Origin of the sequence: Streptomyces sp. NPDC057280 (assembly GCF_042668605.1) — a bacterium.
In the GTDB taxonomy this organism is placed as follows: domain Bacteria; phylum Actinomycetota; class Actinomycetes; order Streptomycetales; family Streptomycetaceae; genus Streptomyces.
Genome location: NZ_JBHUYR010000003.1, coordinates 506,683 through 532,698 on the forward strand (window position 1 = coordinate 506,683; position 26,016 = coordinate 532,698).

General features: G+C 71.0%; 22 protein-coding genes. 14 read left to right on the plus strand and 8 right to left on the minus strand.

Translation table 11 applies throughout. The annotated features are described in order from the left end of the window. Window positions 1–29: 29 nt before the first annotated feature. Window positions 30–515, minus strand: coding sequence for a DUF1877 family protein (locus tag ACFUO4_RS20835; protein ID WP_079311788.1), 486 nt, complete (start codon window positions 513–515; stop codon window positions 30–32). Window positions 516–626: 111 nt separating this feature from the next. On the opposite strand from ACFUO4_RS20835, the gene ACFUO4_RS20840 reads away from it, so the two are divergent. Continuing rightward, window positions 627–1,016, plus strand: a complete 390-nt coding sequence (locus ACFUO4_RS20840) for a hypothetical protein (protein ID WP_079311787.1) — start codon at window positions 627–629, stop codon at window positions 1,014–1,016. A 90-nt stretch (window positions 1,017–1,106) separates the two neighbouring features. Here ACFUO4_RS20840 and ACFUO4_RS20845 read toward each other — a convergent pair whose 3' ends face one another. Further along, a complete protein-coding gene (locus ACFUO4_RS20845) occupies window positions 1,107–3,770 on the minus strand; it encodes an N-acetylmuramoyl-L-alanine amidase (RefSeq protein ID WP_383486740.1) in 2,664 nt (887 codons plus the stop codon). A 215-nt stretch (window positions 3,771–3,985) separates the two neighbouring features. Between ACFUO4_RS20845 and ACFUO4_RS20850 the strand changes: the two genes are divergently transcribed. The 5 genes from ACFUO4_RS20850 (at window position 3,986) to ACFUO4_RS20870 (ending at window position 8,032) form a co-directional block, all read left to right on the plus strand. Next, window positions 3,986–4,417 carry a hypothetical protein gene (locus ACFUO4_RS20850; RefSeq protein WP_079311160.1) on the plus strand — a complete coding sequence of 144 codons (432 nt, stop codon included), beginning with the start codon at window positions 3,986–3,988 and terminating at the stop codon, window positions 4,415–4,417. Window positions 4,418–4,558: 141 nt separating this feature from the next. Further along, entirely contained in the window at window positions 4,559–5,176 is a 618-nt protein-coding gene (locus ACFUO4_RS20855; RefSeq protein WP_059192744.1) for an RNA polymerase sigma factor, read from the plus strand. A gap of 33 nt (window positions 5,177–5,209) precedes the next feature. Continuing rightward, window positions 5,210–5,926 (plus strand): hypothetical protein, encoded by a 717-nt coding sequence (locus ACFUO4_RS20860; RefSeq protein WP_383486743.1) that lies wholly within the window; start codon window positions 5,210–5,212, stop codon window positions 5,924–5,926. Between the two features lie 364 nt (window positions 5,927–6,290). Next, window positions 6,291–6,953, plus strand: a complete 663-nt coding sequence (locus ACFUO4_RS20865) for an RNA polymerase sigma factor (RefSeq protein WP_383486746.1) — start codon at window positions 6,291–6,293, stop codon at window positions 6,951–6,953. Further along, the gene (locus ACFUO4_RS20870; RefSeq protein ID WP_383486749.1) at window positions 6,953–8,032 is read left to right on the plus strand and encodes a hypothetical protein; all 1,080 of its coding nucleotides are present in this window, start codon (window positions 6,953–6,955) and stop codon (window positions 8,030–8,032) included. The genes ACFUO4_RS20865 and ACFUO4_RS20870 overlap by 1 nt, the downstream gene beginning before the upstream one ends. A gap of 201 nt (window positions 8,033–8,233) precedes the next feature. Here ACFUO4_RS20870 and ACFUO4_RS20875 read toward each other — a convergent pair whose 3' ends face one another. Beyond that, the gene (locus ACFUO4_RS20875; RefSeq protein ID WP_383486752.1) at window positions 8,234–9,049 is read right to left on the minus strand and encodes a L,D-transpeptidase family protein; all 816 of its coding nucleotides are present in this window, start codon (window positions 9,047–9,049) and stop codon (window positions 8,234–8,236) included. Between the two features lie 111 nt (window positions 9,050–9,160). Here ACFUO4_RS20875 and ACFUO4_RS20880 point away from each other — a divergent pair, with 111 nt between their 5' ends. Beyond that, entirely contained in the window at window positions 9,161–10,741 is a 1,581-nt protein-coding gene (locus ACFUO4_RS20880; RefSeq protein ID WP_079311165.1) for a methylmalonyl-CoA mutase, read from the plus strand. An 18-nt stretch (window positions 10,742–10,759) separates the two neighbouring features. Continuing rightward, on the plus strand, window positions 10,760–11,407 hold the full coding sequence (gene leuE / locus ACFUO4_RS20885) for a leucine efflux protein LeuE (protein ID WP_079311166.1): 648 nt from the start codon (window positions 10,760–10,762) through the stop codon (window positions 11,405–11,407). Here leuE and ACFUO4_RS20890 read toward each other — a convergent pair whose 3' ends face one another. Continuing rightward, window positions 11,408–12,799: an FAD-dependent oxidoreductase gene (locus ACFUO4_RS20890; RefSeq protein WP_383486756.1), complete on the minus strand. Its 1,392-nt coding sequence runs from the start codon at window positions 12,797–12,799 to the stop codon at window positions 11,408–11,410. It abuts the gene before it with no gap. Between the two features lie 71 nt (window positions 12,800–12,870). Here ACFUO4_RS20890 and ACFUO4_RS20895 point away from each other — a divergent pair, with 71 nt between their 5' ends. After that, complete coding sequence (locus ACFUO4_RS20895; protein ID WP_079311168.1) at window positions 12,871–13,509, plus strand: TetR/AcrR family transcriptional regulator C-terminal domain-containing protein; 639 nt, start codon at window positions 12,871–12,873, stop codon at window positions 13,507–13,509. Window positions 13,510–13,530: 21 nt separating this feature from the next. On the opposite strand, the gene ACFUO4_RS20900 is transcribed toward ACFUO4_RS20895, so the two are convergent. Beyond that, a complete protein-coding gene (locus ACFUO4_RS20900; protein WP_383486761.1) occupies window positions 13,531–14,649 on the minus strand; it encodes an acyltransferase family protein in 1,119 nt (372 codons plus the stop codon). Between the two features lie 218 nt (window positions 14,650–14,867). On the opposite strand from ACFUO4_RS20900, the gene ACFUO4_RS20905 reads away from it, so the two are divergent. Both ACFUO4_RS20905 and ACFUO4_RS20910 read left to right on the plus strand, forming a co-directional pair. After that, a complete protein-coding gene (locus tag ACFUO4_RS20905) occupies window positions 14,868–16,331 on the plus strand; it encodes a glycosyltransferase family 29 protein (RefSeq protein WP_383486764.1) in 1,464 nt (487 codons plus the stop codon). Beyond that, window positions 16,328–18,646 (plus strand): glycosyltransferase, encoded by a 2,319-nt coding sequence (locus ACFUO4_RS20910; protein WP_383486767.1) that lies wholly within the window; start codon window positions 16,328–16,330, stop codon window positions 18,644–18,646. Before ACFUO4_RS20905 ends, ACFUO4_RS20910 begins: the two co-directional genes overlap by 4 nt. Window positions 18,647–18,705: 59 nt before the next feature. On the opposite strand, the gene ACFUO4_RS20915 is transcribed toward ACFUO4_RS20910, so the two are convergent. From ACFUO4_RS20915 to ACFUO4_RS20925, 3 genes are all read right to left on the minus strand, one after another. Next, entirely contained in the window at window positions 18,706–19,686 is a 981-nt protein-coding gene (locus tag ACFUO4_RS20915) for a hypothetical protein (protein WP_383486770.1), read from the minus strand. A 138-nt stretch (window positions 19,687–19,824) separates the two neighbouring features. Beyond that, the gene (locus ACFUO4_RS20920; RefSeq protein ID WP_383486773.1) at window positions 19,825–21,153 is read right to left on the minus strand and encodes an alpha-2,8-polysialyltransferase family protein; all 1,329 of its coding nucleotides are present in this window, start codon (window positions 21,151–21,153) and stop codon (window positions 19,825–19,827) included. A gap of 1 nt (window position 21,154) precedes the next feature. After that, window positions 21,155–22,141, minus strand: coding sequence for a glycosyltransferase family 2 protein (locus ACFUO4_RS20925; RefSeq protein ID WP_079311174.1), 987 nt, complete (start codon window positions 22,139–22,141; stop codon window positions 21,155–21,157). A gap of 198 nt (window positions 22,142–22,339) precedes the next feature. Between ACFUO4_RS20925 and ACFUO4_RS20930 the strand changes: the two genes are divergently transcribed. The 3 genes from ACFUO4_RS20930 (at window position 22,340) to ACFUO4_RS20940 (ending at window position 26,000) form a co-directional block, all read left to right on the plus strand. Further along, the gene (locus ACFUO4_RS20930; RefSeq protein WP_383486777.1) at window positions 22,340–23,668 is read left to right on the plus strand and encodes a DUF6716 putative glycosyltransferase; all 1,329 of its coding nucleotides are present in this window, start codon (window positions 22,340–22,342) and stop codon (window positions 23,666–23,668) included. Window positions 23,669–23,823: 155 nt separating this feature from the next. Beyond that, a complete protein-coding gene (locus tag ACFUO4_RS20935; RefSeq protein ID WP_383486780.1) occupies window positions 23,824–25,044 on the plus strand; it encodes a cytidylyltransferase domain-containing protein in 1,221 nt (406 codons plus the stop codon). 14 nt (window positions 25,045–25,058) lie between these two features. After that, window positions 25,059–26,000 carry an N-acetylneuraminate synthase family protein gene (locus ACFUO4_RS20940; RefSeq protein ID WP_079311177.1) on the plus strand — a complete coding sequence of 314 codons (942 nt, stop codon included), beginning with the start codon at window positions 25,059–25,061 and terminating at the stop codon, window positions 25,998–26,000. Window positions 26,001–26,016: the final 16 nt, after the last annotated feature.

The following is a 26,016-nucleotide window of genomic DNA, read 5'->3' on the forward strand; positions in this document are numbered from 1 at the left end:
CCCCTGATCCCCCTTTCGGCCCTTCTCCCTCACACCATCAGCCACTTCACCACCGCGTCGCCGTAGTGCGCCGTCTGTCCGTAGAACGCGGTGAGGTCGCGGTGGGCCGCCGCGAAGACGCCGTGCACCTCCGGTTCGGTGTCCGCGCCGCCGTACGACGGCAGCAGCAGGTCGCGCGCGTCCAGCCACAGGTCGTCGAAGTCGGCCTCGGCGAGATAGGAGGCGACCCGGCCCGTCTGCGCGGCGGTGAGCAGCAGGAACGGCGGGAGCGTGGGGTCGGGGTGGGGGAGCGGTCGGCCGCCGAGCACCACATGGGTGCGCGGGCCCTCCGCGCCGCGTCCGCCGGCGTACAGGAGTTCGTTGTCGAGGTAGCCCTTGTCCAGCACCTCTTCGCGATGCCGGCCGATCCGCTCGCGTACGGCGTTCCAGTCGTCCTCGAAGAGCTTCTCCAGCCAGGCCGGGCTGTTGCGCAGGGCCGCGGGCGGTACGGCACGGAAGTGGAAGTACATGCTCATCAGTGACTGGAGCGCACGGGAACCGTGAAGCGTCACTCACGCCCGGAACACACATGTGAGAGGTGCCCGGATCCGGGTGACGAACGACACTCCCGGAACGCTCTTGAGGGTGTGACGACTCAGTACGAAACCAGGCCCTCGGCCGCGACGAAGCCCGTGCGGTGGGCGGCGGACGCGGTGGCGACGATGCGCGAGGGCGCGCGGGTGCGGCTCGACTACTCGGCACAGAGCCTGTGGCGCGTCGACCGGATGATCGAGGACCTGCGCCGCGAGGACACTCCGTACGCCGCCGTCGACACGGTGCTGCGCGGATTCGGTGCGTACGCCGGTGAGGTGATCGTCCGTCAGACCGGCGCCGAGTGGTGGACGAGCGGCGGCGACCACTGGATCCGCACGCCCGACGGGCGGTTGTGGGACCCGATCGACGAGGCGCGGCGGTGTTTCGCGGGGACCGGGTCGCTGCGGCTGCTGTGCCGGGACGCGACGGTCGCCGGCCGCTAGAGCCCTCGCCGACCTGACCACGTACCGGGAAAAAGGAAAACGGCCGGGATCCCGTTCAGTGGTGGGGACCCCGGCCGTTGACTTGCGGGCTTACGGCGTCAGCGTCTGGCCCAGGCGCGCGTCCGTCGGGGTCGACAGGGTCGTCTTGCTGTAGATCGTCGCCTCCGACCAGCCGAGGCCCGTGCTGTTGCTCGGGAGGTGCAGGAGGATGCCGTCGCCGCCGTCCTCGTCGTCCGCGCCGAAGGTGAGGTCGGCGCGGCCGTAGCCGGAGAGGTCGGACAGGGAGACCGCGGAGCCGAAGCGGTCGTCCGTCTCCGTGGAGCCGGGGATGCCCGAGGTGTCCTGGGAGACGGCGATCGCGCCCGTACCCGTCAGGCCTGCCGAACCGCCCTTGACCAGGATCGCGTTGCCCGCGTTCGTGCGGTTCACGCCGTCGCGGATCAGGTCCTCGCCCGGCGCGCCCGCGAGCGCGTCCGCGTAACCGTCGGCGTTGTAGTCGCCGACCGAGACCGAGCTGCCGAACGCGTCGCCGGACTCGTCGCCGCCGGGGACGCCGGAGGTGTCCTGGTGGATCGTCGTCATGCCGGTCGTGGTGAAGCCCGTCGACGTGCCCGGCACCATCGTGATCTGCCCGCCCGGCCTGCCGCCGGACTCGGACGCCACCGGCTGGCCGATGACGATGTCGTCGTAGCCGTTGCCGTTGACGTCACCGGCCGCGATGGACCGGCCGCCCTTGACCGAGATCACGCCGGCCTTGGTCAGCCCCGTCGCCGAGCCCGCGAAGCGGACGACGCGGCCGATGCCGCCGGTGTCGCGGTAGTTGAGGGCAACGTCCGCGTAGCCGTCCTGGTTGAAGTCGCCGGTCGCGGCGTCGAGGTAGGCCACCGCACCAGTGGCGGTGGTGAGCGTGCCGTAGCTCGTCCTGCCGCCGGTCAGCCGGACGTTCCAGTTGCCGCCCTTGCCCGCGCCCGCCGCGAACACGTCCGCCTTGCCGTCGCCGTTGAAATCGCCCACGGTCACGGCCGAGCCGAGCTTCGCGCCCGCCGCCGTGACACCCGAAGTGGTGTACGAGAAGCCGGTGTCCAGCGCCGGGCCGTACATCACCGTGACCTGGCCGCGGTCGGCGTTGCCGCTGGTGTCGTCCTCGCCGGGCGCGCCGATCGCGAGGTCGGCGTAACCGTCGCCGTTCACGTCGCCCCACGCGGTCGACGTACCGAAGGCGTCACCGGACTCGGAGGAGCCGGGGACCCCGGGGCTGGACTGGGTGAGCGTCACCTTCGCCGCCGTCACCGGCCCGTTGACGCTCCCCGGCACGATCTTCACCGCGTTCGCCTTCGGCACGCCCGCGACCAGGTCGGTCACGCCGTCCCGGTTGTAGTCGGAGGTGGCGAGGGCGTGCGAGATGCCCGGCGTCTTCGCGAGCGCCGCGATCCGCGACAGCTTGGAGTAGAGGTTGGCGCCGGGGCAGGCCGTGGCGTTGGTGTCCCGGTGGCCGAAGACGCGCGGCAGGGTGATCGAGCTGCCCTTGGCGACCTTGTTGCCGTCGACGCCCGCGTCACTGCCGGAGACCAGGGTGACCTTGCCCGTCGGGTCGATGCCGTACATCCCGAACTTCCACGCCACGATCCGCGCGATGGCGTCCAGCGCGGCCTTGCTGGGCTTGGCGGACTCGTAGTTGCCGATGTACGAGATGCCGACCGTGTTGGTGTTGAACCCGATGTCGTGCGCGCCGGTCACCGGCAGGTCCATGCCGCCGCTGCGGCCCTCGAAGATCTGGCCGCACTTGTCGACGACGAAGTTGTAGCCGATGTCGTAGTAGCCGCGCGCGAAGTGCTCCTGCTGGATGGAGCGCATCCGGGCCCGGGACTCCGCGCAGGACAGGGTGTTGTCGCTGTCCATGCCGGTGTGGTGGATGACGGCGGCCTTGATCTCGGTGCCGTAGCCCGGGGTGCCGTCGTAGTCCGTGGACGCGCCCCACTCCGCCTGGGTGATGACCGGCGGCTTCACGACCGTGGAGGGGCGGGGGGCCGGGACGGTGGAGGTGGGGGAGGGGGAGGGAGACGCGGTGACGGTCTGCGTCGGAGAGGGTGACGCCGACGCCGACTCGGAAGCCGACGCCGACGGCGGCACCGATGCCGACGGCGACACCGACTCGCTCGGCGAGGCCGAAGCCTCCGGCGTCGTCGTCTCGGCCACGAAGGCGGCCGGCTCCACCCCGCCGCCCTTCGGATCCGTCCCCGGGTCCAGCAGCTTGACGTCCATCCCGGCCGGCTGTCCGCCCGCCGCGGTGCCGTCCGCGTTCACGACCCGCACCTCGACGCCGTCCGAGTCACCGGTCCACAGCGACTCCGTACCGCCGCGCAGCGCGGCCCGCTCACCCTCGGCGCCGTCCGCCTGGCTGGGGTCGACGACCAGCTTCCGCCAGCCGGACCACTCGCCGGTCTCCAGGTCCCGGGTGCGCACCTCGGGCGTGCCCTTGGCCTTGGCCCCGGCGTCGTCCCAGGTCACCAGCAGCGCGCTGAAGCGGTCCGTGTCCCGCTTGGCGAGGCTCTTGCGGCCGGCGCCCGTGCTCTGGAGCTTCAGCGTGTGGATGGCGGGCTTGCGGGCCGCGGCCCTGCCGTCCGACTGCGCGCCCTGGTCGGCCATCGCGTACGTCACGATGCCCGCGCCGCTCAGCAGGACGGCCCCGGCGGTGAGCCAGGCCCGTCTCCTGAGACTGAGCGGTCTGTACGCACGGCTGCTGCGAGGACTCAACTACCCCACCCCTGTGAAATGAACTCGTTCGTAGCGCCTGCCACTTGGGCAGCCCATACACAGAGCGCTCAGCTATGGCCAAACATCACTGGGCCGGATGGTTGTACGGAGACGGTGGTTTTCCTGTGTGGGAATCGCCACGCCCGGGACCCGTGATGTTCGCGGGACGGCAGCCGCTGGAACAGCGGGAGAGCCGAGCGAATGGGGTGGGGCTCATGGGGAAGCAGGCCGAGAGCGTGGTGTGTGCGGCCGGGATGCGGGGGCGGGCCGCGGAGTTCGTCACGGGGATCACCGCCCGCAGCCGACTGCCGCTGGACTACTCGGTGGCCAGTCTGCGGGTCGTCGACTTCCTGATCGACGGACTGCGCAAGGGCGGCGCCGACGAGGACCGGGTCCGCGCACCGCTGACCGGCCTCGGTGCCTACGTCGGTGAGGTGCTGGTGCGCCGGGCGGGCGCGGAGTGGGTCGACCTCGACGCCACGCAGCGCGCGTACTTCGGCCAGGAGGTCGGCGTCCGGATGCCCGACGGCCGGGTCTGGAACCCGCTCGGAAAGGTCCTCAACCGCTTCGGGTCGAGCGGCCCCGAGGACTCCCTGCAGACCTTCTATCTGACCCTGCACGGCCGGTCCCGGCGGACCGCCGCCTGACGGACGGCAGGGCCGCGGACAGTGACACTTCCGTGCGGCCCGGCGCTGATGACCGTGGAGGGCTGAGCATCCCGCTCGGCGGAAGGGCGAGCGCGCCTACGGTGCGACATCGCCGCGAACCAGCATGAACGAGGACAGTTCTTGGGTCGAGGAGGCGAACCCCGCCGCGTGCAGACGTACGACGTCGAGCTCGGCGCGGCTGTCGCGCGGGCCCAGGACGGCGACGAGGCCGCCTTCGCGGTCGCGTACCGGATCGTGCAGCCCGGACTGCTCGGCTACCTCCGCGGCATCGTCGGCGACGACGCCGAGGACGTGGCCTCCGACGCCTGGCTGGAGATCGCCCGCGACCTCGGCCGGTTCAAGGGCGACGGGGCGGGCTTCCGCGGCTGGTCGGCGACCATCGCCCGGCACCGGGCGCTGGACCACCTGCGGCGGCAGAAGGTACGGCCCCGGTCGGCCGCGCTCGAACAGGACGTACTGGATCTGCCCGGCCCGCACAGCACCCACGACCAGGCGCTGGAGTCGCTGTCCACCGAGTACGCCCTGGAGCTGGTGCGCGGGCTGCCGCGGGATCAGGCGGAGGCCGTGCTGCTGCGGGTGGTCGTCGGCCTCGACGGTCCCGCCGCCGCCCGCGTCCTCGGCAAGCGCCCCGGCGCCGTGCGCACCGCCGCGTACCGGGGCCTCAAGCGCCTCGCCCAGCAGCTGGGCGTCGAGAGTGTGACGGATGACGACCCCCGCACGCTGGGGGAGTCGAAGTGAGCGACGACGGGCCGGACAGAGACAGGAACGGACATGGGTGAAAGGCAGAGCGGCGGGGGCCACGGCCGTCGGCGTGTGCACCCAGGCGCCGGCGTCCCCGGCCGACAGGCAACCGACCGGCAGGGCACGGACGGTCTGGAGAAACTCCTCGCCGACGCCATGCGGGTGCACCCCCAGGGCGACGGCGAGCAGCGGGCCGTCGCCGCGTTCCTGGCCGCCCGGGACGGCGGCGCGCTCCGCGCCCGGACCCGCCGCCGGGACGACTGGCGGCCCCGGGAGCAGCGGAGGCTCGGCCGCTCGCTGAAGACCACCCTCTCCGTGCTCGTGGCGAGCCTCACCATCGGCGGCGTCGCCTTCGCCGCGATCGGTACCTCCGGCTCCTCCTCGTCCTCCGACGCCGCCGACCGGGCCCGGGAACGGCAGCCGCACAGCGCCGCCTCCGCCTCCGAGCAGGCGGGCACCACCCCGGACGCCACCACCTCCGCCCCCTCGGACCGCCCGGTCACCGCCCAGGACACCGAGGCGCACTGCCGCGCCTACGAGAACGTCCAGGGCCGTGGCAACGCGCTGAACTCGACGGCCTGGCAGCGGCTGATCGAGGCGGCGGGCGGCGAGGAGAAGGTCGCGGCGTACTGCGTACGGCAGTTGGCGCAGAGCGGGACGCCGGACAAGCCGGGCAGGACGCCGGACAAGGGCAACAGCGACAAGCAGCCCGACAAGGCCAAGGCCAAGGGCAAGAAGAAGCAGTAACCCCCGAAAGAATCCCCGGGACCGGGACGCGGAGCCGGCGCTGCCGCTCTGCCCTGTGTCCTGCCTGGGCGGCACGCGGAGACGGCCGGGGCCGCCACCCCCCACAGGAGAGGCCCCGGCCGTCGCGCGGCACGGGCCGCGCGGCGGCCCGTACTTCCTACAGCGCCATGAGTGCGTTTTCTGTCACACCCCCGGCCGCCACCGGCTTCGGCCCACCCCGTCACGAGGTGGTTGCATCTTGTACGGACATGGACGAGCAGCGGTTTCAGGTCGTAACGTGCCTTTCGCGCCGAGCGGTAGGCGAGGAACCACCGCAATCGCAGGCGGCCCCGGGGGGCCGCGACCATCGACCGAGGAACCATGCGTGCTGGGGGATGACGCGGAGCTGACCGCCGCGGTGCTCGCGGCACAGGACGGGGACGAGACCGCGTTCCGGACTGTGTACCGCGCCGTGCACCCGCGGCTGCTCGGATACGTCCGGACGCTGGTCGGCGATCCGGACGCCGAGGACGTCGCCTCCGAGGCATGGCTGCAGATCGCCCGGGACCTGGAGCGGTTCGAGGGGGACGCCGACCGGTTCCGTGGCTGGGCCGCCCGTATCGCCCGCAACCGCGCCCTGGACCACATACGCATGCGCGGCCGCCGCCCGGCCATCGGCGGCGACGAAACGGAACTGACCGGGAAGGCCGCCGAGTCCGATACCGCGGGCGAGGCGATGGAGGCCCTGGCCACCGACAGCACCCTCTCCCTGATCGCCCGGCTGCCGCAGGATCAGGCCGAGGCGGTCGTACTGCGCGTGGTGGTGGGCCTGGACGCCAAGACCGCGGCGCAGACCCTGGGCAAGCGGCCGGGAGCCGTCCGCACGGCCGCGCACCGCGGACTGAAGAGGCTCGCCGAACTCCTCGGCACCGATCCGGAATCGGCCGGCGGGCTCGACGCCCTGCCGCCGCAGCGAGAACCGCGCAGCCGTGCGGTGACGTCCGCGAGTGTGACGCATACGCGTCCGCGGACGCAGAAGGACATGTGATGGCCGACGAGCAGTACGAGTGGCTGAACCAAGAGCTGGCGGAGCGGCTGCTGCGCGGTGAGTCACTGGACAACGCTGTCGAGCCCACCGCCCGTGACGAAGCCGAGCGACTCGCCAAGACCCTGGGCGCGCTGTCCGTGGACCCGCCGCCGAGCACCACCGAACTCCCCGGCGAGGAAGCCGCCCTGGCCGCGTTCCGCAAGGCGCACGCCGACCGGGGTCCGGGCACGGTGCGCACGGAGCACGGGGCCACCGCCGGCGCGCACGCCGACGTCGGCCTCGTCCGGATCGGCGGACGGCGCGGGCACGGGCCCGCGGCACCGCCCGGCCGCCGCCCGCGCCGCAACCGCCCCGTCCGGCTCGCGCTCGCCGCCGCGCTGGCCTTCGGCATGGCCGGCGGAGTGGCCGCCGCGGCCGGTGCCGGGCTGCTGCCGACCCCGTTCGGCGCCGGCGAACCCGGCCCCAACGCCTCGGTCTCGGCCGCCGTGACCTCGGACCGCCCGCTCGGCTCGCCGTCACCCCAGGGCACCGGCGGGGACGAGCCGACCCCCGACGGCTCCAGCGCCGGTGCCGCGGAGGAGGGCGCCGGCCGTGACACCGCCCGGGACGGCGCGAGCAGCTCGCCGGGTGCCGGAAGGGACGGCAAGGACGGCAAGCCCGGCTCCTGGTGGGGCGCGGCGCCCTCGGCCTGCCGTGACCTGCGGGACGGCAAGGCGCTGTCCACCGACCGCCGCCGTGCCCTGGAAGGCCTGGCCGGCGGTTCGACGCGGGTGTGGAAGTTCTGCCAGGGCGTCCTGGACAGCTCCTCCGGCGCCCGGTCCGACGCCCAGGCCGGTGAGGACGGGGACGGCGGCAAGGGCAAGGGCCGTCACGACCGGGGCGGCAAGGGCGGCGGCCGGGGCAACGGCAAGGGTGACGACGACGGCCACCACAGAGGCGGTGACCACCGCGGCGGCAACCGCCACGACCCCGACGGCGGCTACTCCCCGCCGGAGCCCGACACCACCGCCCCGCTGCTGCCGAAGAGGACGGCGTCCTCCGCGCAGCCGGAGCCGAGCCCGTCGTCCTCGGCCCTCTGAGACCGCCCGCACCGGCTCCCGCGGACCTTTTTCCCGGGGGGTGTGACGTTTTCGGACCCGGAGGCGCAGTACTGAGTGAGCCGACTGGTCATCGGCCGTCGCACAGAGCCGGGGTTCCCCCCGTACCCACGGCTCGTGCATCGGCGCGGGTGGGACACGTTCCCCCGGTCCCGCCCGCGCCCCACACTTCCCTCCCGCGGGTCACCAGTGCACGACGACCTTGTCGCCGGTGCGGACCTCGTCGAAGAGCTCCGAGATCGCCGCCTCGTCGCGGACGTTGACGCAGCCGTGCGAGCCGCCCGCGTAGCCACGGGCCGCGAAGTCCGTCGAGTAGTGCACGGCCTGGCCGCCGCTGAAGAACATCGCGTACGGCATCGGCGAGTGGTAGAGCGTCGAGTAGTGGTCGCGGGACTTCCAGTAGACGTGGAAGACGCCTTCCCGGGTGGGGGTGCTGTCGGTCCCGAACCGCACCGGCAGCGTCTCGAGCGTCCTGCCGTCCACCATCCAGCGCAACGTACGGCTGGACTTGCTGATGCACAGCACCCGCCCCGTCATGCAGCGGGCGTCCGGCGCGTCGGCGGGCTGTCCGCCCATCAGGTACAGCTCCCACTTGCCCGGCTCGCGCGTCATCCTCAGCAGCCGCTGCCAGGTGACGGAGTCGGTCTCGCCGGTCTTCGGCAGCCCGCGCTTGCCCTGGAAGCCCTTGACGGCGTCCACGGTCGCGTCGTCGTACGTCCCCGTCGGCCCCTCGAAGATCCAGGCCACCTGCCGCAGCCGGGCCTGGAGCTCGCGGATGTCCCGTCCGGAGTCGCCGCGGGACCAGAGCACCTTGGCCGGCGTGGCAGAGGCGGGGGTGGGCGGGGTGGTGCGCGGTGTCGGCGAGGCGCTGCCGGGCATCTCGATGCGCACCGGCGCCCGGCTCTTCCCGTCGCCGTCGGTCGCCTGCACGGTGCAGCCACCGGCCACCACCACGACCGCCAGCGCCGCGACCGCTCTCCTCATGTCCCCGGTACGCATCGCGCCCCCCGTCGTCTCACGCCGCCACCGAAGATGATTCCCGCGGATGACTCGTCGCGAACGGCGCGGCATTGTGGGGACCAGTACCCCAGTGACGGGAGGCGGCACACCATGGCGCGCGAGTCGGAATCGGGACTGCCCATCGAACCGGTGTACGGGCCGCGGTCCCTGGAAGGCTGGGACCCGGCGGAGAAGCTGGGCGACCCGGGCGCCTACCCCTACACCCGGGGCGTGTACCCGACCATGTACACCGGCCGCCCCTGGACCATGCGCCAGTACGCCGGCTTCGGCACGGCCACCGAGTCCAACGCCCGCTACCGGCAGCTCATCGCCCACGGCACCACCGGACTCTCCGTCGCCTTCGACCTGCCCACCCAGATGGGCCACGACTCCGACGCCCCCCTCGCGCACGGCGAGGTCGGCAAGGTGGGCGTCGCGATCGACTCGGTCGACGACATGCGGGTGCTCTTCGACGGGATCCCCCTGGACCAGGTCTCCACGTCGATGACGATCAACGCCCCCGCGGCGCTGCTCCTGCTCCTCTACCAACTGGTCGCCGAGGAACAGGGCGTACCCGCTGACCGCCTCACGGGCACGATCCAGAACGATGTCCTGAAGGAGTACATCGCGCGGGGAACGTACATCTTCCCGCCGAAGCCCTCCCTCCGGCTGACCGCCGACATCTTCAAGTACTGCCGGGCCGAGATCCCGAGGTGGAACACCATCTCGATCTCCGGCTACCACATGGCCGAGGCGGGCGCGTCCCCCGTGCAGGAGATCGCGTTCACGCTCGCGGACGGCATCGAGTACGTGCGCACGGCGGTGGCGGCCGGGATGGACGTCGACGACTTCGCACCCCGCCTCTCCTTCTTCTTCGTGGCGCGTACGACGCTCCTGGAGGAGGTCGCCAAGTTCCGTGCCGCGAGGCGCATCTGGGCCCGCGTGATGCGGGACGAGTTCGGCGCCCGGAACCCCAAGTCGATGATGCTCCGCTTCCACACCCAGACGGCCGGTGTCCAACTCACCGCCCAGCAGCCCGAGGTGAACCTCGTCCGGGTCGGGGTCCAGGCCCTGGCCGCGGTGCTGGGCGGCACCCAGTCCCTGCACACCAACTCCTTCGACGAGGCGATCGCCCTCCCCACGGACAAGAGCGCGCGGCTCGCGCTGCGGACCCAGCAGGTGCTCGCCCACGAGACGGACGTCACCGCCACCGTGGACCCCTTCGCCGGCTCCTACGTCGTCGAGAAGATGACCGACGACGTGGAGGCGGCGGCCCTCGACCTGATGCGCCGGGTCGAGGACCTCGGCGGCGCGGTCGCGGCCATCGAGCACGGCTTCCAGAAGGACGAGATCGAGCGCAACGCCTACCGGATCGCCCAGGAGACCGACGCGGGCGAACGGATCGTCGTCGGCGTCAACCGCTTCCGGCTCGACGAGGAGGAGCCGTACGAGCCGCTGCGGGTCGATCCCGCGATCGAGGCCCAGCAGGTGCAGCGGCTGGCGCGGCTGCGGGCGGAACGGGACGGGGCTGCGGTGGCCGCGGCCCTCGACGCCCTCAGGAAGGCGGCGGAAGGGGAGGACAACGTCCTGTACCCGATGAAGGAGGCGCTGCGGGCGCGGGCGACGGTCGGGGAGGTGTGCGGTGCCCTGCGGGAGGTGTGGGGGACCTACACTCCCTCGCATTCGTTCTAGCGTGCGAGACTCCTTCCCATGCTCGGTGTCATAGACCTCCCCACCTACCTGGCAGGACTCGTCCTGATCGTCCTGCTGCCCGGTCCCAACTCGCTGTACGTCCTGTCCGTCGCCGCCCGGCGCGGGGTCCGGGCCGGGTACACCGCGGCGGCCGGGGTGTGGTGCGGGGACACCGTCCTGATGACGCTGTCGGCTGCCGGGGTGGCGTCCCTGCTCCAGGCCAACGCCGTGCTGTTCGGGATCGTGAAGTACGCGGGCGCCGGGTATCTGACGTGGCTGGCGGTGGGGATGCTGCGGGCCGCGTGGGGGATGTGGCGGTCGAGGAAGGAAGCGGCCGTCGAGGAGGCGTCCGAGGGGGCCTCCTATGAGCGGCCTTACCGCCGGGCTCTCGTCATCAGCCTGTTCAACCCCAAGGCGATCCTGTTCTTCGTCGCCTTCTTCGTGCAGTTCGTCGATCCCGGGTACGCGTATCCGGCGCTGTCCTTCGTGGTGCTGGGGGCGTTCGCGCAGGCCGCGAGCTTCCTGTACCTCACCGCGCTGATCTTCAGCGGGACACGGCTGGCGGACGCGTTCCGGAGGCGGAAGCGGTTGTCGGCGGGGGCGACGTCGGCCGCGGGGGCGTTGTTCCTCGGGTTCGCGGTGAAGTTGTCGCTGGCGAGCGCCTGATCAGAGACCGGCCCGTACCCAGTAGTTCTTCAGCCCGGCTGCCGTCCCGCCCGCCCAGCCGACGTAGCCGTCCGGGCGTACCAGGAACAGGCCCTCGCCGTACGACGCCTGGCTCGCCCCGTGCACGACCTTGATCGCTTCCGGCGTCCGCGGAACGTCCACGCCCACCGCCACCAGCGTCCAGTGCGGCCCCCGGAACGCGTCGAACAGCCGTACCTCACCCAGCATCCCGTCAGGGGCGCGGTCACCCGCCCTCAGCGGGCCCGGCACCTCGCCCGTCTCCTGTGTCAGGGACGAGCCCCGATACCCCAGCCCCAGCTGACGCGTCGCGTCGCCCCGCCGCGTCTCCCCGCGGTGGACGCTCGTCGTCAGGCCCAGCATCTGGGCGGCGATGGGGCGGCGCTCCTCCTCGTAGGTGTCGAGGAGGGACTCCGGTGCGCTCCCCGCGAGCACGGCGCCCAGCTTCCAGCCCAGGTTGTAGGCGTCCTGGACGCTGGTGTTGAGGCCCTGGCCGCCGGCCGGTGAGTGGATGTGGGCCGCGTCCCCGGCGAGGAAGACGCGGCCGGAGCGGAAGCGGTCGGCGAGGGCCTGGCGGGGGCGGAAGTCGGAGGACCAGCGGAGTTCCGTCACGGCGTCCGGGGTGAGGTGGGAGCGGTCGGCGACCACCTTGCGGACGCCTTCGAGGGAGACGTCCACGGCCGTGCCCTCCGGGAACTGGGCCACCACCTGGAAGTCCTCGGTCCCGGCCAGCGGGCAGATCGCCAGGAAGCCGTCGCCGTCCCCGCGGGGCGGGAACACGTGCCAGTACTCGCGGTCGAGGCCGGTCAGCCGGACGTCCGCCACCAGCATCGGGTTCGGGTCGACGGTCTCGCCGGTCATGGCGATGCCCAGGGCCCGGCGCACCGCGGAGCGGCCGCCGTCGGCGGCGACGACGTACCGGGCGCGCAGGTCCGGGCCGTCCGCGAAGCGCACGCTCACGCCGTCCTCGTCCTGCGTGAGACCGGTGACCTCGCGGCCGAAGGCGACCTCGCCGCCCAGCTCCGCCAGCCGCGCCGCGAGGATCTCCTGCGTCCGCCACTGCGGGACCATCCAGGGCTCGTTGTACGGCGAGTCCTCCGTCGCCTCGGCCGGGTCGAACATCTGGTGCTCGCCGACCCGCTCGCCGTCCTGCCAGATCATCCCGACGGGATAGGTGCCCCCCGCCGCGCGGATCGCGGCCCGCACGCCGAGGTCGTCGAAGACCTCCATCGTGCGCGGCTGGATGCCCTTGCCCCGCGAGCCGGGGAACAGGGCGTCGGCCTTCTCCACCACCAGCGCGTCCACGCCGCGCCGCGCGAGGTCGATACCGAGGGCGAGGCCGGTCGGGCCGGCTCCGACGATCAGAACATCCATCGCTTCTCTCCTTAACGCTGTTAAGTGCCGTCGACGACAAGGCTGCCCTTAACGCTGTTAAGGTGTCAAGCGTGAGTACGGAACGCCGCGCGCCCCTCGACCGCAAACGAGTCGCCGAGACCGCCCTGAAGCTCCTGAACGAGCTGGGCCTGGACGGCCTGACCCTGCGGGCCATCGCCAAGGAGCTCGACGTCAAGGCGCCCGCCCTGTACTGGCACTTCAAGGACAAGCAGGCGCTGCTGGACGAGATGGCGACGGAGATGTACCGGCGGATGATCGCCGGCACCCCGCTGGATCCCGGCGACACCTGGCGGGAGCGGTTGCTGAAGTCCAACCGCGGACTGCGGGCCGCGCTGCTCGGCTACCGCGACGGCGCCAAGGTCTTCAGCGGCTCACGCTTCACGAGCCTCGTGCACGCGGAGGCGATGGAGGACAACCTGCGCCTGTTCACGGCGGCCGGCTTCACCCTCGCCCAGGCGGTCCGCGCGTCCTCGACGACGTACTTCTACACCCTCGGCTTCGTCACCGAGGAACAGGGCATGCAGCCGGGGGTCGACGTCGAGGAACGGGCCCGCCTGATGGCCGACTTCCCGCTGTCGGCGGCGGCGGGCAAAGAGGTCTTCGCGGATTACGACCGGCATTTCGAGGAGGGCCTGGCTCTGATCATCACCGGGATCGCGGACGCCGCAGAGGGGAGCGGGGCTGTATAGACGTGCGGCGGATGAACGACGTCACCTGGCCTTGGCCAGAGCCGAACGCAGCTTCGGGGTCAGCGGCTTCTCCACGTAGCGGTTCAGCAGCCAGGCCAGCAGCAGCATCGCCGCGACCGTCAGTGCGAAGGTCTCCGCCGACGGCAGGCCGAGGCCGATGTGCAGGGCGTGGATCACCACCCAGCCGAGGTGCTCGTGGACCAGGTAGAAGGGGTACGTCAGTGCTCCGGCGACCGTCAGCCAGCGCCAGTTCGCCCAGTTGAGCCAGCCCAGCGCGATCGCCGCGACCGCGAGGAAGCCGAGCGCGACCACGAGGACGATCCCGCTGGAGGTGCGGTGCGCGAACGCGTTCGGGTCGCCGGCGTTCCACAGGCCGCGGACCGCGTAGTGCTGGCCGATGAGGAAGCTGACGCCGACGATGCCCCACGCGTACACGTCCCGCCGGTCGCGGTGGACGAGATAGAGGCCGACACCGCCGATGAAGAACGGGGCGTACTCGGGCATCAGTACGACATCGAACAGCGGCTGGTGTGCGGCCTGCGTGATCGCCGCCGCCAGCGTCCAGCCCGCGCAGAACAGGATCACCCGGCGACGCGAGGCACCCGGCAGGACCACGCACAGGGCGAACAGGGCGTAGAAGCGGACCTCCGCCCACAGCGTCCAGCACACGCCCAGCACCCGGTCGACGCCGAGCGGCTGCTGGAGCATCGTCAGGTTCACGAGCGCGTCGCTCGGCGACACCGTCTTGTACGCCACCACCGGGAGGGCGAAGACGGCGGTGACCAGGACGACCGCCGCCCAGTACGTGGGCAGCAGGCGGGACGCGCGGGACGCGAAGAACGACTTCAGCGGCCTGCCCCAGCCGCTCATGCAGATCACGAATCCACTGATCACGAAAAAGACCTGGACGCCGAGACAGCCGTACGAGAAATACTGGTGCAGCGTCGGGAACTGGTCTTTCGGGGAACTTCCCCAGGCCGTCGTGACATCGCCGCCCCGGCCGCCGTAGTGGTATGCCGCCACCATCAGCGCGGCCACCAGACGCAACCCGTCCAGGGCGCGCAGCCGGGTCTCGCGGGGTGCCGTCCGCTCCGGCCGCCGGGGTGTCTCCGTCACCTCGCTGACGGTGATCGTGGTCACGGATATCCCCTCGACAGCTGTTCCTACGGGTGTACACAGGGACATTAGTCCGAATCACAGGGATGTCTTGGACCGCGAGCCAACGATTGGCCGCCCGGTCCCGGTGAGTTCACCTGGATGTCGTTTTGGCTTCCTAAATTCCCTCGGAATCCCCCCACGCAAGCGGTAAAGCACAAGAACTCGTCTCAGCTTTGGTAAGAAGACAAAACGGGAGTGCCATGACGACGGTCCAGAAGAGACGTGCACGTGCGCGTGGAGGGGAGCTGGACAACTGCCTGCGCGCCTGCGCGGTGCACAGCGGAAAGGTCGTCGGCAGCATCGACCGGCGCCGCGTCGAACTCGCCGAGCAGCTCCGCAAGCTGCTCGTCGTGTGGGGCACGACCGCCACGTCCGGAGCCGCGCCCGCCCCGTCCGGCGGCGCCACCGCCCTGCTCAAGCGGGCCGTCAAGGGCACCGCCGCCCCCGCGAACGGCATCGGCAACGAGCTCCTCGACGCCCTGCTCGCCGTCGCCAACAAGGCCCTGGAGTGCGGCTACGACGACGAGTTGAACCTCGCCCTCGTCATCTCCGACACCGTCCTCGCCCACCGCAAGAACTCCCGCGCCGGCTGGCGGCTGCGCGCCCGGCTCCTGGAGACGCTCGGCGAGGAGACCGAGGCCGTCGAGGCGTACGACAAGTACCTCGCCCTCACCGACGACGACGGCTTCGGCGTCCGCGCCAAGATCGCCGGACTGCGCGCCGCCGCCGAGACGGAGCGCGCACTGCTCGCGCTGCTGCGACGGCAGAACCCGCGCGCCGAGGAGTTCACCCGGCGTGCCGCCACCGACGTGTGGGCCGAGGGCCTCGCCGCCCAGGCCGTAGGAGACTGGACCGAGGCCGAGCCGCGCCTCGTGGGAGCGCTCCTCACCCTGGCCGCCGAGGACGCCCCGGTCGCCGACCGGCAGGAACTCCTCAGCCAGTACCTGGACCTGCGCATGACGCAGGAGACGGACCTCCCCGCCCTCACCGAGGCCCTCGCCCTCTACGCCGAGCAGCGCCGCAACCGCATGCGCGGCCCCGTCGCCGACCCCACCATCGGCGGCGTGCAGTGGATCAGCCTCGGCGAGTTCCGCAACCGCATCGCCGGCAAGTCGATCTGCCTGATCGCCAACTCCGGGCGTGTCGGCGCCAGTTCGATGGGCGCCGAGATCGACGCGTACGACATCGTCGTCCGCTTCAACTCGTACAAGATCGATCCCAGGCACACCGGCAGCCGCACCGACATCCACGCCACCATCCACAAGCACGGCTTCAACTGGGACCAACGGGTCGACACCCGGCTGGTGTTCGGCGGGATCTCCGGCGACTGGAAGTACTCGCTGCGCAACCGGCTCGTCCCCGGCGCCCAGACCTTCCTCGGTGACGAGTCGCTGCGCTGGCCGGTACGCAACATCGGCAAGCTCGGCACCGACGTCTGGTCCGGCATCCCGACCACCGGCTTCAACATGCTCTACCTGCTGGACTTCCTGGACGTCAGCCCGACCCTCGACCTGATCGGCTTCGACTTCTACGAGAGCGGCGCCTACCGCGTCCAGGAGGCCATGAAGCTCGCGATCACGTCCGTGCACGAATACACCAGCGAGAAGGCATGGGTCATGCAGCGGGCCCAGAGCGTGACCGACATGAGGATCTCCCTGCGATGACCACGAACACCCTGACCGCGGCGCCCGTCACCGACGCGGCGGCCCTCACCGGCAAGCGCCGCATCGCCTTCGCGTCGTACGTCGACGAGAACTACCTGCCCGGCTTCCTGACCCTCCTCAGGAGCCTCGCGCTGTCCAACCCGAGCGTGTGCGAGGACTTCGTCGTCCTCTACGACGACCTGCGCCCCGGCTCGATAGCCAGGATCCGCGCCCTGCACCCGCGGATCGTCCTCAAGCGCGTCAACGACACGCACTACGACGCCTACAAGAAGGGCGACCAGGACAACTACCTGGTCCGCAAGGCCTACTTCATCCTCGATGTGTTCCGCATCCGGGAGTACGACACCGTCATCACCCTCGACACCGACATGGTGGTGCTGGGCGATCTGCGCGAACTCCTGGAACTGCGCGAGGGATTGGCGGCCGTCCCGCAGTTCTTCTACGGGCAGCACAAGCTCAACTCGGGGCTCCTGGTCATCCAGCGCGAGTACCTGAGCGACGAGTTCTGCGCGAAGCTCGACAAGTGCGGCCGCTCCGGCGACTACGAGCTCGACAAGCACGACCAGGGCATCCTCAACGCCGTCCTCGACGGCGACTTCATTCGCCTCGACCCGCGCTACAACTTCGTCAAGCGGCGGCTCTCCGGTGACCTGCCCGTCCCCGACGACACCGCGATCCTGCACTTCACCGGCCGCCACAAGCCGTGGCAGGGCGGCGAGGCCGGGTACAGCCAGGCCGAGGAGAAGTGGCGCGCGTACGAGCTGTCCGACGCCGACTTCCAGGCGGCCTACCTGGACTCCAGCGGCGGCCTCCACCACGACCTGGTCGTCCACTTCGGCACCCCGCACGTCCGGCGCACCGGCGATGTCGAGGTGGCCCGCAAGGTCGCCGCCGCGCACATCGCGAACGGCGACTACCAGGACGCGGTCGACATCCTGGAGAGCGTCCGCATCCCGCTGGACGAGGCCTGGCCGCACGAGGTCCTCGGTCACGCCCTGATGAGCGTCTCCCGCTACGAGGAGGCCAAGGCCCAGCTGCTGCTGGCCACCGCCGCCCCCAACCGGGCCGCCACCGCCTACGCCCGGCTCGCGCAGATGGCCTGGGTGCACGGCGACCACACCGAGGCACTGCGGTACGCCACCGCCGGCATCACCGTCGACCCGACGCACCGGCCGAGCCGGCTGTGGGCCCAGCGGGCCGCCGCCGTGCCCTCGCAGGAACGGGGCAGCGCCGAGGACCAACTCGCCCACGTCGCCTTCTACATGGACCGGCAGGGCAACGCGGGCGACAAGCTCCTCCCGGAGACCGTCCGCCTCGCCTTCGGCCCCGACACCACGTCCCTCCGCTGGCACTCCGTCCACGCCCACCGCCTGTTCGACGAGGCGGCGCTGGAGCGCGTCAACGCCCGCCGGGGCCTGGTCATCGGCGGGGGCGGCCTGTTCATCCCGGACACCATGCCGAACGGCAACAGCGCCTGGCAGTGGAACGTCCCGGACGCGCTGCTGAACCGCATCGACGTCCCGATCGCGGTCTTCGCCGTCGGCTTCAACGCCTTCGACGGCCAGTCCTACCGGGCCAACCGCTTCCGCGAGTCACTGCTCCGACTCGTCGAGCGGTCCGCCTTCTTCGGCCTGCGCAACCACGGCTCGATCGAGAAGGTCCGTGCGATGCTGCCGTCGCATCTGCACGACAAGGTCCGCTTCCAGCCCTGCCCCACCACGGTCATGCGCCGGCTGGTCGCGGGCTGGCAGGACCCGGCCGAGCGGGACGACACGATCCTGATCAACGCCGCCTACGACCGCGCGGGCCTCCGCTTCGGCCACGACTACTCCTACTTCCTCGCCCAAATGGCACAGGCCGTGCGGGACTTGGGGGAGCTGGGCACGGTGAAGTGCGTGGCGCACTCCCTCGACGACGAGAAGATCGCCTTCGACCTGCGCCGCGAGCACGGCATCTCGATGCCCGTCATCCCGATGTACGACTTCGAGAACGACGAGATCCGCGACCTGTACGCGCGCACCAAGCTGGTCATCGGCATGCGCGGCCACGCCGGCATGATCCCGTTCGGCGTCGGCACGCCGATCATCAGCCTGATCTCGCACCCGAAGATGGCGTACTTCCTGCGGGACATCGAGCGCCCGGAGTGGGGCGTCTCGGTCCACGACCGCCACCTCGCCGCGAGGCTCGTGGAACGTGCGAAGGACCTGCTCGCCGACCACGCCAAGACGGTCGCCGACGTCCACGGCCGCCAGCAGGAGCTGTGGAAGGTCACCGAGGCGAACGCGGCCGACCTGCGGGTGATCCTGGGCTCGTGACCCGGGGGAGCTGAGAGACCGCGGGCCCCCACGGCACAGGGGGCCCGCACCTCTGCTCGCTAACGCCCGACGGCCTTCTGGAGCAGGCGGCCGAGCTTCGAGCCGGTCTCCGACCGCTCCTTCTCGTACGCCTTCCTCAGCTGCTCGAAGTGATCGGCCCGGGTGCGGCTCAGATACTCGTCCGACTGGAGCGGCTTGGCCAGGGACCAGGCGCGCCGGTGCTGCCCGTCGTAGTGGGCGACGTACGCCTTCGACAGCTCCAGCACGGACTTGAAGGGGATGCCGTCGGTGTGGTCGCGGTCGATCTTCTCCTGGACGGCGGAGATGAGCGCGAGCTTCTCGTCGACCGTGTAGTCGTCCTCCGTGATCCGCTTGAGGACGTCCGCCGGGATCGGCTTCGTCACCTCGAAGGCGAGCGTGGAGCGGATCGGCGGCCCGGCGATCTCGACGTACGGCAGCAGCGCGCCGGTGCTGTGGTGCAGCCACGGCAGCCGGGGACCGGCGAAGTCCTGGTGCAGGACGACCGTGCCGACCCGCATCCGGCTCAGGAACCGCTCCGAGACGCAGCGGAAGACCCGGGCCGTCTTGGCGATGTCGATGTGCAGGAACTCCACCGGGGTGGTGTCCGCGGGATCGGAGGTCTGCCAGAGGTCGCCCGCGTGGATCTCCAGGAAGGGCAGGAAGGGGCCGAGGCGGCGCTTGAAGTCGTCCAGGAAGGAGTTGTCGTCGCCCGGCTTGTGACCGGAGTCGAAGAATTTCTCCGAGGCGAACGTGCCCTTGCCGACGCGGAAGAAGTCGTAGGCGTGCAGCCGGCCCTTGCGGGTGTCGAACACCGGGCTCTCGCTCAGTCCGAGCGCGAGGGCGTACGTCGAGCCGCCGCCGCCGGAACCGAGTTCGACGATCTGTCCCTGGCCCGTGAGGTGATGGCGTCCCACCAGGTACAGGAATTGCAGCTCCCAGGTGCTGCACTGGGTGTAGGGCAGGTTCTCCGGCAGCTCGACGCTGTCGAAGAGGGAGTAGAGCCGACCGAGCTTCGTCATGAGGGCCTCACGGGATTCGGAGAGCGGTGCCCGTGATCCTAGGGACCTCGAACACCGCTTCACCATTGAATCAACGGAGTAACTCGATGATTGGGCTGTATTTCCATGCCCTTTCCGGGGAGTTCATTCCTGATTTGCTCAGCGCTTCACGGCCTTCTTCAGCGCCCGCGCCTGACGGACCACCCTGCGGGCCGTCGAGTTGTGCGGCAGGAACGCCAGCCGCTCCGGGATGCCGCCGGGCAGGCCCAGGGAGGTGAGGCGCTTCTTCCTGAAGTAGCGCTGGGTGCGCGGGCGCAGCCGCGTGGCGAGGTACTTCTCCGCCGTCGCGCGCCGCGCCGGGTAGATGCGGTCCTGCTGGGTGAAACCGACCGCGGCGATCAGCTCGGTCAACTCATCGGCCGGCAACGGTTCTTCGCCCTTGCGCTGCTCCAGGTCCGGCAGCACCGCGTCGGCCAGCACCACCGGGACGCGGTTGCTGTTCTGGTACGGGGTCAGCCGGTCCAGCAGCGTCTCGGTGCCGATGCGGGCGACCGGGAGGTCGTAGAGCCCGGCGGCCGTGAACAGGGCCGTGGAGAAGCAGCCGACGACCAGCCCGGGGCGGGCCTTCTCGAACAGCACCTCGGCGAGGACGGGGGTGTCGAGGACGGTGAGGTCGACGCCCAGCTCCTCCGCCTCGGTCTCCAGGGCGCGGCTGAAGCGGGCCGGCGCGGTGGGGTGCGGCTTGAACACGACGGACCGGTGGCCGCGTTCGACCGCGCCGCGCAACATCCGCACGTGGAGGTTCTCCTCCTGGTCCGCGGTGAGGATGTTCAGCGCGGACAGGTACTGGCCGAGCAGCAGCGCCGCGTTGTCGGGCAGCACCGGCAGGTCCTCGACGGTGTCGGCGAGTTCGCGGAGCACCTTCAGGAAGGCGCCCGTCGGTACGACCTGCGCGGGGACGTCGAACTCCGTGAGCAGCAGGGGCGTGAGGCCCGGCACCAGGTCCAGGTGGAGCAGCCGGCGGACGCGCGTGCCGACCAGCGGGTCGAGCTTGTTGCGGGTCGGGCCGTAGCTCATCAGACCGTCCGCGTAGACGTGCACGGGGGCGCCGGTGAACAGCTGGGCCACGGTCAGCGCCGGGGTGACCTGGATGGACTCCAGGACCAGCTCCACCCGGTCGTCCCCGAGCCCCCACAGCAGCCGCAGATAGCGCTCGAAGAGCGGGATGTCGTCGGCACGCGGGGTCCAGGCGCCCGGGTGGAAGGGGTGGATGGCCTCGTTCCAGGACAGCACCGCGTCGAAGTGGGCGCGCAGCGGCTCGAAGCCGGGCATCCGGTCGAGCGGGAGCGTGGTCTCCGGGGTCGCCGAGTTGTTGAACACCAGCAGCACCCGGCGCTCGGCCTCGTCGAAGAGGTCGGAGTCGATCGCGGCGGCCAGTGTGGCCGCCCCGTACAGCGTGGAGGCGCAGAAGATCTGGGTCGTGGGCATCTCAGGCAGCCGCCTTCGCTGTGCTGATCCTGCGCCGCAGCCGCCGCAGCTTGGCGGAGCGGCGCAGGTCCATGGTGTCGAGTACCTCGCCGAGCATGTCCTGCGGCATCCGCTTGATCGCCGCCGCACTGCGCGCACGCAGCTCCTTGGCGACGGCCGGCTCCCACTTGGCCTCGTCGGAGAGGTGGTGGGCGATGATCGCGCAGTACGTGCGCACGGCCTTGGGGAGCAGCTGGTCCGCGTCCCGGTCGGCGGCCGTCTCCTCGATGACCTGGTCGAAGGCGCGGATGAAGTCCAGCTGGCGGGCGTCGCCGATCTGCGTGAGCGAGGACGCCACCCCACGCCGGTAGAACACGCCCAGCAGGTTGACCACGGCGAACGACTCGGCCTCGCGGTGCAGCTTCCAGATCCAGGGCCGGTCCTCGGCGGTCCGCAGCCCGTCCGTGAAGTGCAGCAGCCCCTTGTCGAGGAGCCGCCGGTGGTACGCCCCCGCCCACGCGTACGCGTAGTCCACGGACGTCGTCCGGTCGGCGGGCAGGATCGCGTCGCGCGGGTTCAGCACCTCACCGCGCAGCCCGACCGGGGCGCGGTGCACGGACCGGGCGCGGGCGGTCGCCTGCACATGGTCGGTCCGTACGAAGTCGCAGCCCAGCCCCTCGATGGCGGCCACCAGCTCGGCGAAATAACCCGGGGCGAGCCAGTCGTCGCCGTCCAGGAAGGTCAGGTACTCGCCGGTCGCCGCGTCGAGACCGGTGTTGCGGGCGGTGGCGAGCCCCCCGTTCGTCTCATGGCGGATATATCTCACCTGCGCGACATCCGAAAGGGACTCGGCCGCCCGTTCGAGAATGGCCGGCGTTTCATCCTTCGATTTGTCGTCGACGAGGATGAACTCGAAGTCGCTCCGGGCGTTGAGCCGCAGACTTCTGAGGGTGTCCGGGGCGTATTGCTGCACGTTGTAGAACGGCACGATCACGGAAAGCTTTGGCACCCGAGAAACGCTAGAAGGCCGTCCGGCAGGGCAACTTGACGCCGAAGGTACGGAGGGTGAACTCGATGTGTCGGAACGGTGCATCCCATGTACTTCCGGGGCTTTGACGGGCCAGTTCGGTTCTCGGTGGGCTGTTGTTAACTTTTCGTTGATTCGCGGTTGGGCCATACCTAGGAATTGCTTCCTAGCGTCTTCGACGTGCCAGCAAGTACGCCAGCAACTTCGACGACGCCGCTGCGAATCGCGGTCCTCGCGGACTCCGACACCCGCTGGAAATGGGGTGCGCTGACCGCTCATCGCATCGCACCGCGTGACGACGCGCAAGAGGCCCTCAGCCTGAGCGGCTTCCTGCTGCGCGGCCGTGCCACGCCCACCCCGCGCCAGCTCGCGGAAGTCGGGGTCGAGGCCGAGTCGCTGCGCGAGGTGACGTCGGTGGAGTTCCTGCGGGCGATGGCCGAGGAGTCGTACGACATCGTCGTGCTCGCCCTCGTGGGCGGGGGCGTGCAGGCGATGCTGCACGGCCTGAAGCGGGTGTGGGAGGGGCGTGCCGATCGCCCCGTCGTCGTCACCGGCTACGTCGGCGTCGTCTACGAGAAGCTCGCGGACGGACTGCTGCTGCGGCACGGCGCGGACCTGGTACTGGCCAACTCCCGTCAGGACGCGGAGCGTTTCCGGTCCGTGTACGAGGGGGTCGGCGCCGACGCCTCGGCGGTGACCGAGGTGGCGCTGCCGTTCCTGGGCGGTGCGGCCTACGAGGGTGAACACGACCCGTACACCGTGGTGTTCGCCGTACAGCCCTCCGTGCCGGACAGCCGCAAGGACCGCACGTACCTGCTCAACCGGCTGATCAAGCACGCCCGGTTGCACCCCGAACGCGAGGTGCTGCTGAAGCTGCGCTCCCAGCCGGGGGAGCACACCACGCACATCGAGGAGCAGCCGTACCAGAAGCTGGTCCAGCGGCTGGCTCCGCCGCCCAACTTCCGTCTGGTGTACGGGAACATGGGCGAGGTCCTGGACCGGACCGATCTGCTGGTCACCATCAGCTCGACGGCTGCGCTGGAGTCGCTGCACCGGCGTATCCCGACGGTCGTCCTCACCGACCTGGGCGTGCGCGAGGTTCTCGGCAACCACCACTTCGTGGGCTCGGGGTGCCTGGCCTCCTGGGACCAGCTCGACGACGGACACCGGCCGTCGCCCGATCCGGAGTGGGTGGCCCGGCAGGGAGTCGTGGCGGACGGCTCGTACGCGACGGCGTTCGACGCGGCGCGGGAGCGGATCGCCAAGCTGCTGGCCGGCGCGTTGCCGCCGCTGACGCCGTACTACACGCCGGCGACCGCGCCCGGATACCTGCCCGGGATTCTGGCCCGTCATCACCTCGGCCCCGACGGCAGTCCGCTGCCCGGCGCTCCCGCTGCGGACAAGGAGCCCGGCCCGGTTCGGCAGATCGTGCGGCGGGCCGCGCGGGGGGCGTATCGGCACGGGGTGCAGCGGGTGGCTCCTGTCATTCGGCGGATGGGGGAGCTGTGAGCGCCTCCGAGAGCGCCGCGACGGGTCCGTTGGCGGGTGCGGCGCCGTCTGGGCTGGTCGCGCCCCGCGGCGGAGCCGCATATCGACACAGCCCCGCGCCCCTGAGGGGCGGCTTCGCCGGCCCCCTCCCCAACCCTTCGCTAGGAGTGCAACCCATGTCCGACTCGCCGGTGGTGCGTCGTGTGCTCGCCGTCATCCCTGCCCGCGGGGGCTCCAAAGGGGTGCCTGCCAAGAACCTCGCCCCCGTCGGCGGCGTCCCCCTCGTGGCGCGGGCCGTGCGGGAGTGCCGGGCGACCCGGCTCGTGACGGACGTCGTCGTCTCCACCGACGATCAGGCCATCGCCGCCGCGGCCCGGGAGGCCGGTGCCGAGGTCGTGCTGCGGCCCGCCGCCATCGCCGGGGACACGGCGACCTCCGAGGCGGCCGTGCTGCACGCCATGGACACCCACGAGGCGCTGCACGGGGCGGCCGTCGACGTGGTGATGCTCGTGCAGTGCACCAGCCCCTTCATCGTCCGCGAAGACGTCGAGGCGGTCGCGGCGGCGGTCGTCGAGGGCGGGGCCGACACCGCGGTGACCGTCGCCCCCTTCCACGGCTTCATCTGGCGCGACGAGGTCGACTCCACGCAGGAGCCCGGCGGTTACGGCGTCAACCACGACAAGGCCTACCGGCCGCGCCGCCAGGACCGCCCCCAGGACCTGCTGGAGACCGGCGCCGCCTACGCGATGGACGCGGCCGGCTTCCGCAAGCACCAGCACCGCTTCTTCGGTCGCACCGAGCTCGTACGGACCGACCCCGCGCGCGTGCTGGAGATCGACGACCCGCACGACCTCGCCCGGGCACGGGCGCTCGCGCCCCTGTTCGACGCGGACCGCCCCGGCGCCCTGCCGTCCTTCGCGGACGTCGACGCGGTCGTACTGGACTTCGACGGCACCCAGACCGACGACCGGGTGCTGATCGACGCCGATGGAAAGGAGTTCGTCTCCGTGCACCGCGGCGACGGACTCGGCATCGCCGCCCTGCGCAAGAGCGGCCTGAAGATGCTGATCCTCTCCACGGAGCAGAACCCGGTCGTCGCCGCCCGCGCACGGAAGCTTCAGATCCCCGTGCTGCACGGCATCGACCGGAAGGACCTCGCCCTCAAGCAGTGGTGCGAGGAGCAGGGCATCGCGCCCGAGCGCGTGCTCTACGTCGGCAACGACGTCAACGACCTCCCGTGCTTCGCCCTCGTGGGCTGGCCCGTGGCGGTCGCGAGCGCCCACGACGTGGTACGCGGCGCCGCCCGTGCGGTCACCACCGTCCCCGGTGGCGACGGCGCGATCCGAGAGATCGCCAGCTGGATCCTCGGCCCCTCTCTCGACTCCCTCACCAAGTAAGGAAATTGTCTGCCATGTCTGTCAACTCCCGTCTGCGCACCTTCGGCACCGAGCGCATCGCAGGACCCGGCCAGCCCGTCTACATCTGCGGCGAGATCGGCATCAACCACAACGGCGAGCTGGAGAACGCCTTCAAGCTCATCGACGTGGCCGCCGAGGCCGGCTGCGACGCCGTGAAGTTCCAGAAGCGCACCCCCGAGATCTGCACCCCGCGCGACCAGTGGGACATCGAGCGCGACACCCCCTGGGGCCGGATGACCTACATCGACTACCGCCACCGCGTGGAGTTCGGCGAGGACGAGTACCGCCAGATCGACGAGTACTGCAAGGAGAAGGGCATCGCCTGGTTCGCCTCCCCGTGGGACACCGAGGCCGTCGCCTTCCTGGAGAAGTTCGACGTCCCCGCCCACAAAGTGGCCTCCGCCTCCCTGACCGACGACGAGCTGCTGCGCGCCCTGCGCGCCACGGGCCGCACGATCATCCTCTCCACCGGCATGTCGACCCCGAAGCAGATCCGCCACGCCGTCGAGGTGCTCGGCTCGGACAACATCCTGCTCTGCCACGCCACGTCGACCTACCCGGCGAAGGCCGAGGAGCTCAACCTGCGGGTGATCAACACCCTCCAGGCCGAGTACCCGAACGTCCCGATCGGCTACTCCGGCCACGAGACGGGCCTGCAGACCACGCTGGCCGCCGTCGCCCTCGGCGCCACCTTCGTCGAGCGTCACATCACCCTCGACCGCGCGATGTGGGGCTCCGACCAGGCCGCGTCCGTGGAGCCGCAGGGCCTTCAGCGCCTCGTCCGCGACATCCGCACCATCGAGGCCTCCCTCGGCGACGGCGTCAAGAAGGTCTACGACTCCGAGCTCGGCCCCATGAAGAAGCTGCGCCGCGTCACCGGTGTCGTGGCCGAGGCGGAGATCGCCGCGGCGGCGGGCGAGCCGGTCGCGGTCTGACGCACCCGACTCCTTG

What these genes read in the sequence shown, in the direction of transcription:
- ACFUO4_RS20835 (WP_079311788.1), bottom strand. Translation starts at nt 515, where the DNA reads ATGAGCATGTACTTCCACTTCCGTGCCGTACCGCCCGCGGCCCTGCGC.
- ACFUO4_RS20850 (WP_079311160.1), top strand. Translation starts at nt 3,986, where the DNA reads ATGGGGAAGCAGGCCGAGAGCGTGGTGTGTGCGGCCGGGATGCGGGGG.
- ACFUO4_RS20860 (WP_383486743.1), top strand. Translation starts at nt 5,210, where the DNA reads ATGGGTGAAAGGCAGAGCGGCGGGGGCCACGGCCGTCGGCGTGTGCAC.
- ACFUO4_RS20870 (WP_383486749.1), top strand. Translation starts at nt 6,953, where the DNA reads ATGGCCGACGAGCAGTACGAGTGGCTGAACCAAGAGCTGGCGGAGCGG.
- ACFUO4_RS20875 (WP_383486752.1), bottom strand. Translation starts at nt 9,049, where the DNA reads ATGCGTACCGGGGACATGAGGAGAGCGGTCGCGGCGCTGGCGGTCGTG.
- ACFUO4_RS20880 (WP_079311165.1), top strand. Translation starts at nt 9,161, where the DNA reads ATGGCGCGCGAGTCGGAATCGGGACTGCCCATCGAACCGGTGTACGGG.
- leuE (WP_079311166.1), top strand. Translation starts at nt 10,760, where the DNA reads ATGCTCGGTGTCATAGACCTCCCCACCTACCTGGCAGGACTCGTCCTG.
- ACFUO4_RS20890 (WP_383486756.1), bottom strand. Translation starts at nt 12,799, where the DNA reads ATGGATGTTCTGATCGTCGGAGCCGGCCCGACCGGCCTCGCCCTCGGT.
- ACFUO4_RS20905 (WP_383486764.1), top strand. Translation starts at nt 14,868, where the DNA reads ATGACGACGGTCCAGAAGAGACGTGCACGTGCGCGTGGAGGGGAGCTG.
- ACFUO4_RS20910 (WP_383486767.1), top strand. Translation starts at nt 16,328, where the DNA reads ATGACCACGAACACCCTGACCGCGGCGCCCGTCACCGACGCGGCGGCC.
- ACFUO4_RS20915 (WP_383486770.1), bottom strand. Translation starts at nt 19,686, where the DNA reads ATGACGAAGCTCGGTCGGCTCTACTCCCTCTTCGACAGCGTCGAGCTG.
- ACFUO4_RS20920 (WP_383486773.1), bottom strand. Translation starts at nt 21,153, where the DNA reads ATGCCCACGACCCAGATCTTCTGCGCCTCCACGCTGTACGGGGCGGCC.
- ACFUO4_RS20935 (WP_383486780.1), top strand. Translation starts at nt 23,824, where the DNA reads ATGTCCGACTCGCCGGTGGTGCGTCGTGTGCTCGCCGTCATCCCTGCC.
- ACFUO4_RS20940 (WP_079311177.1), top strand. Translation starts at nt 25,059, where the DNA reads ATGTCTGTCAACTCCCGTCTGCGCACCTTCGGCACCGAGCGCATCGCA.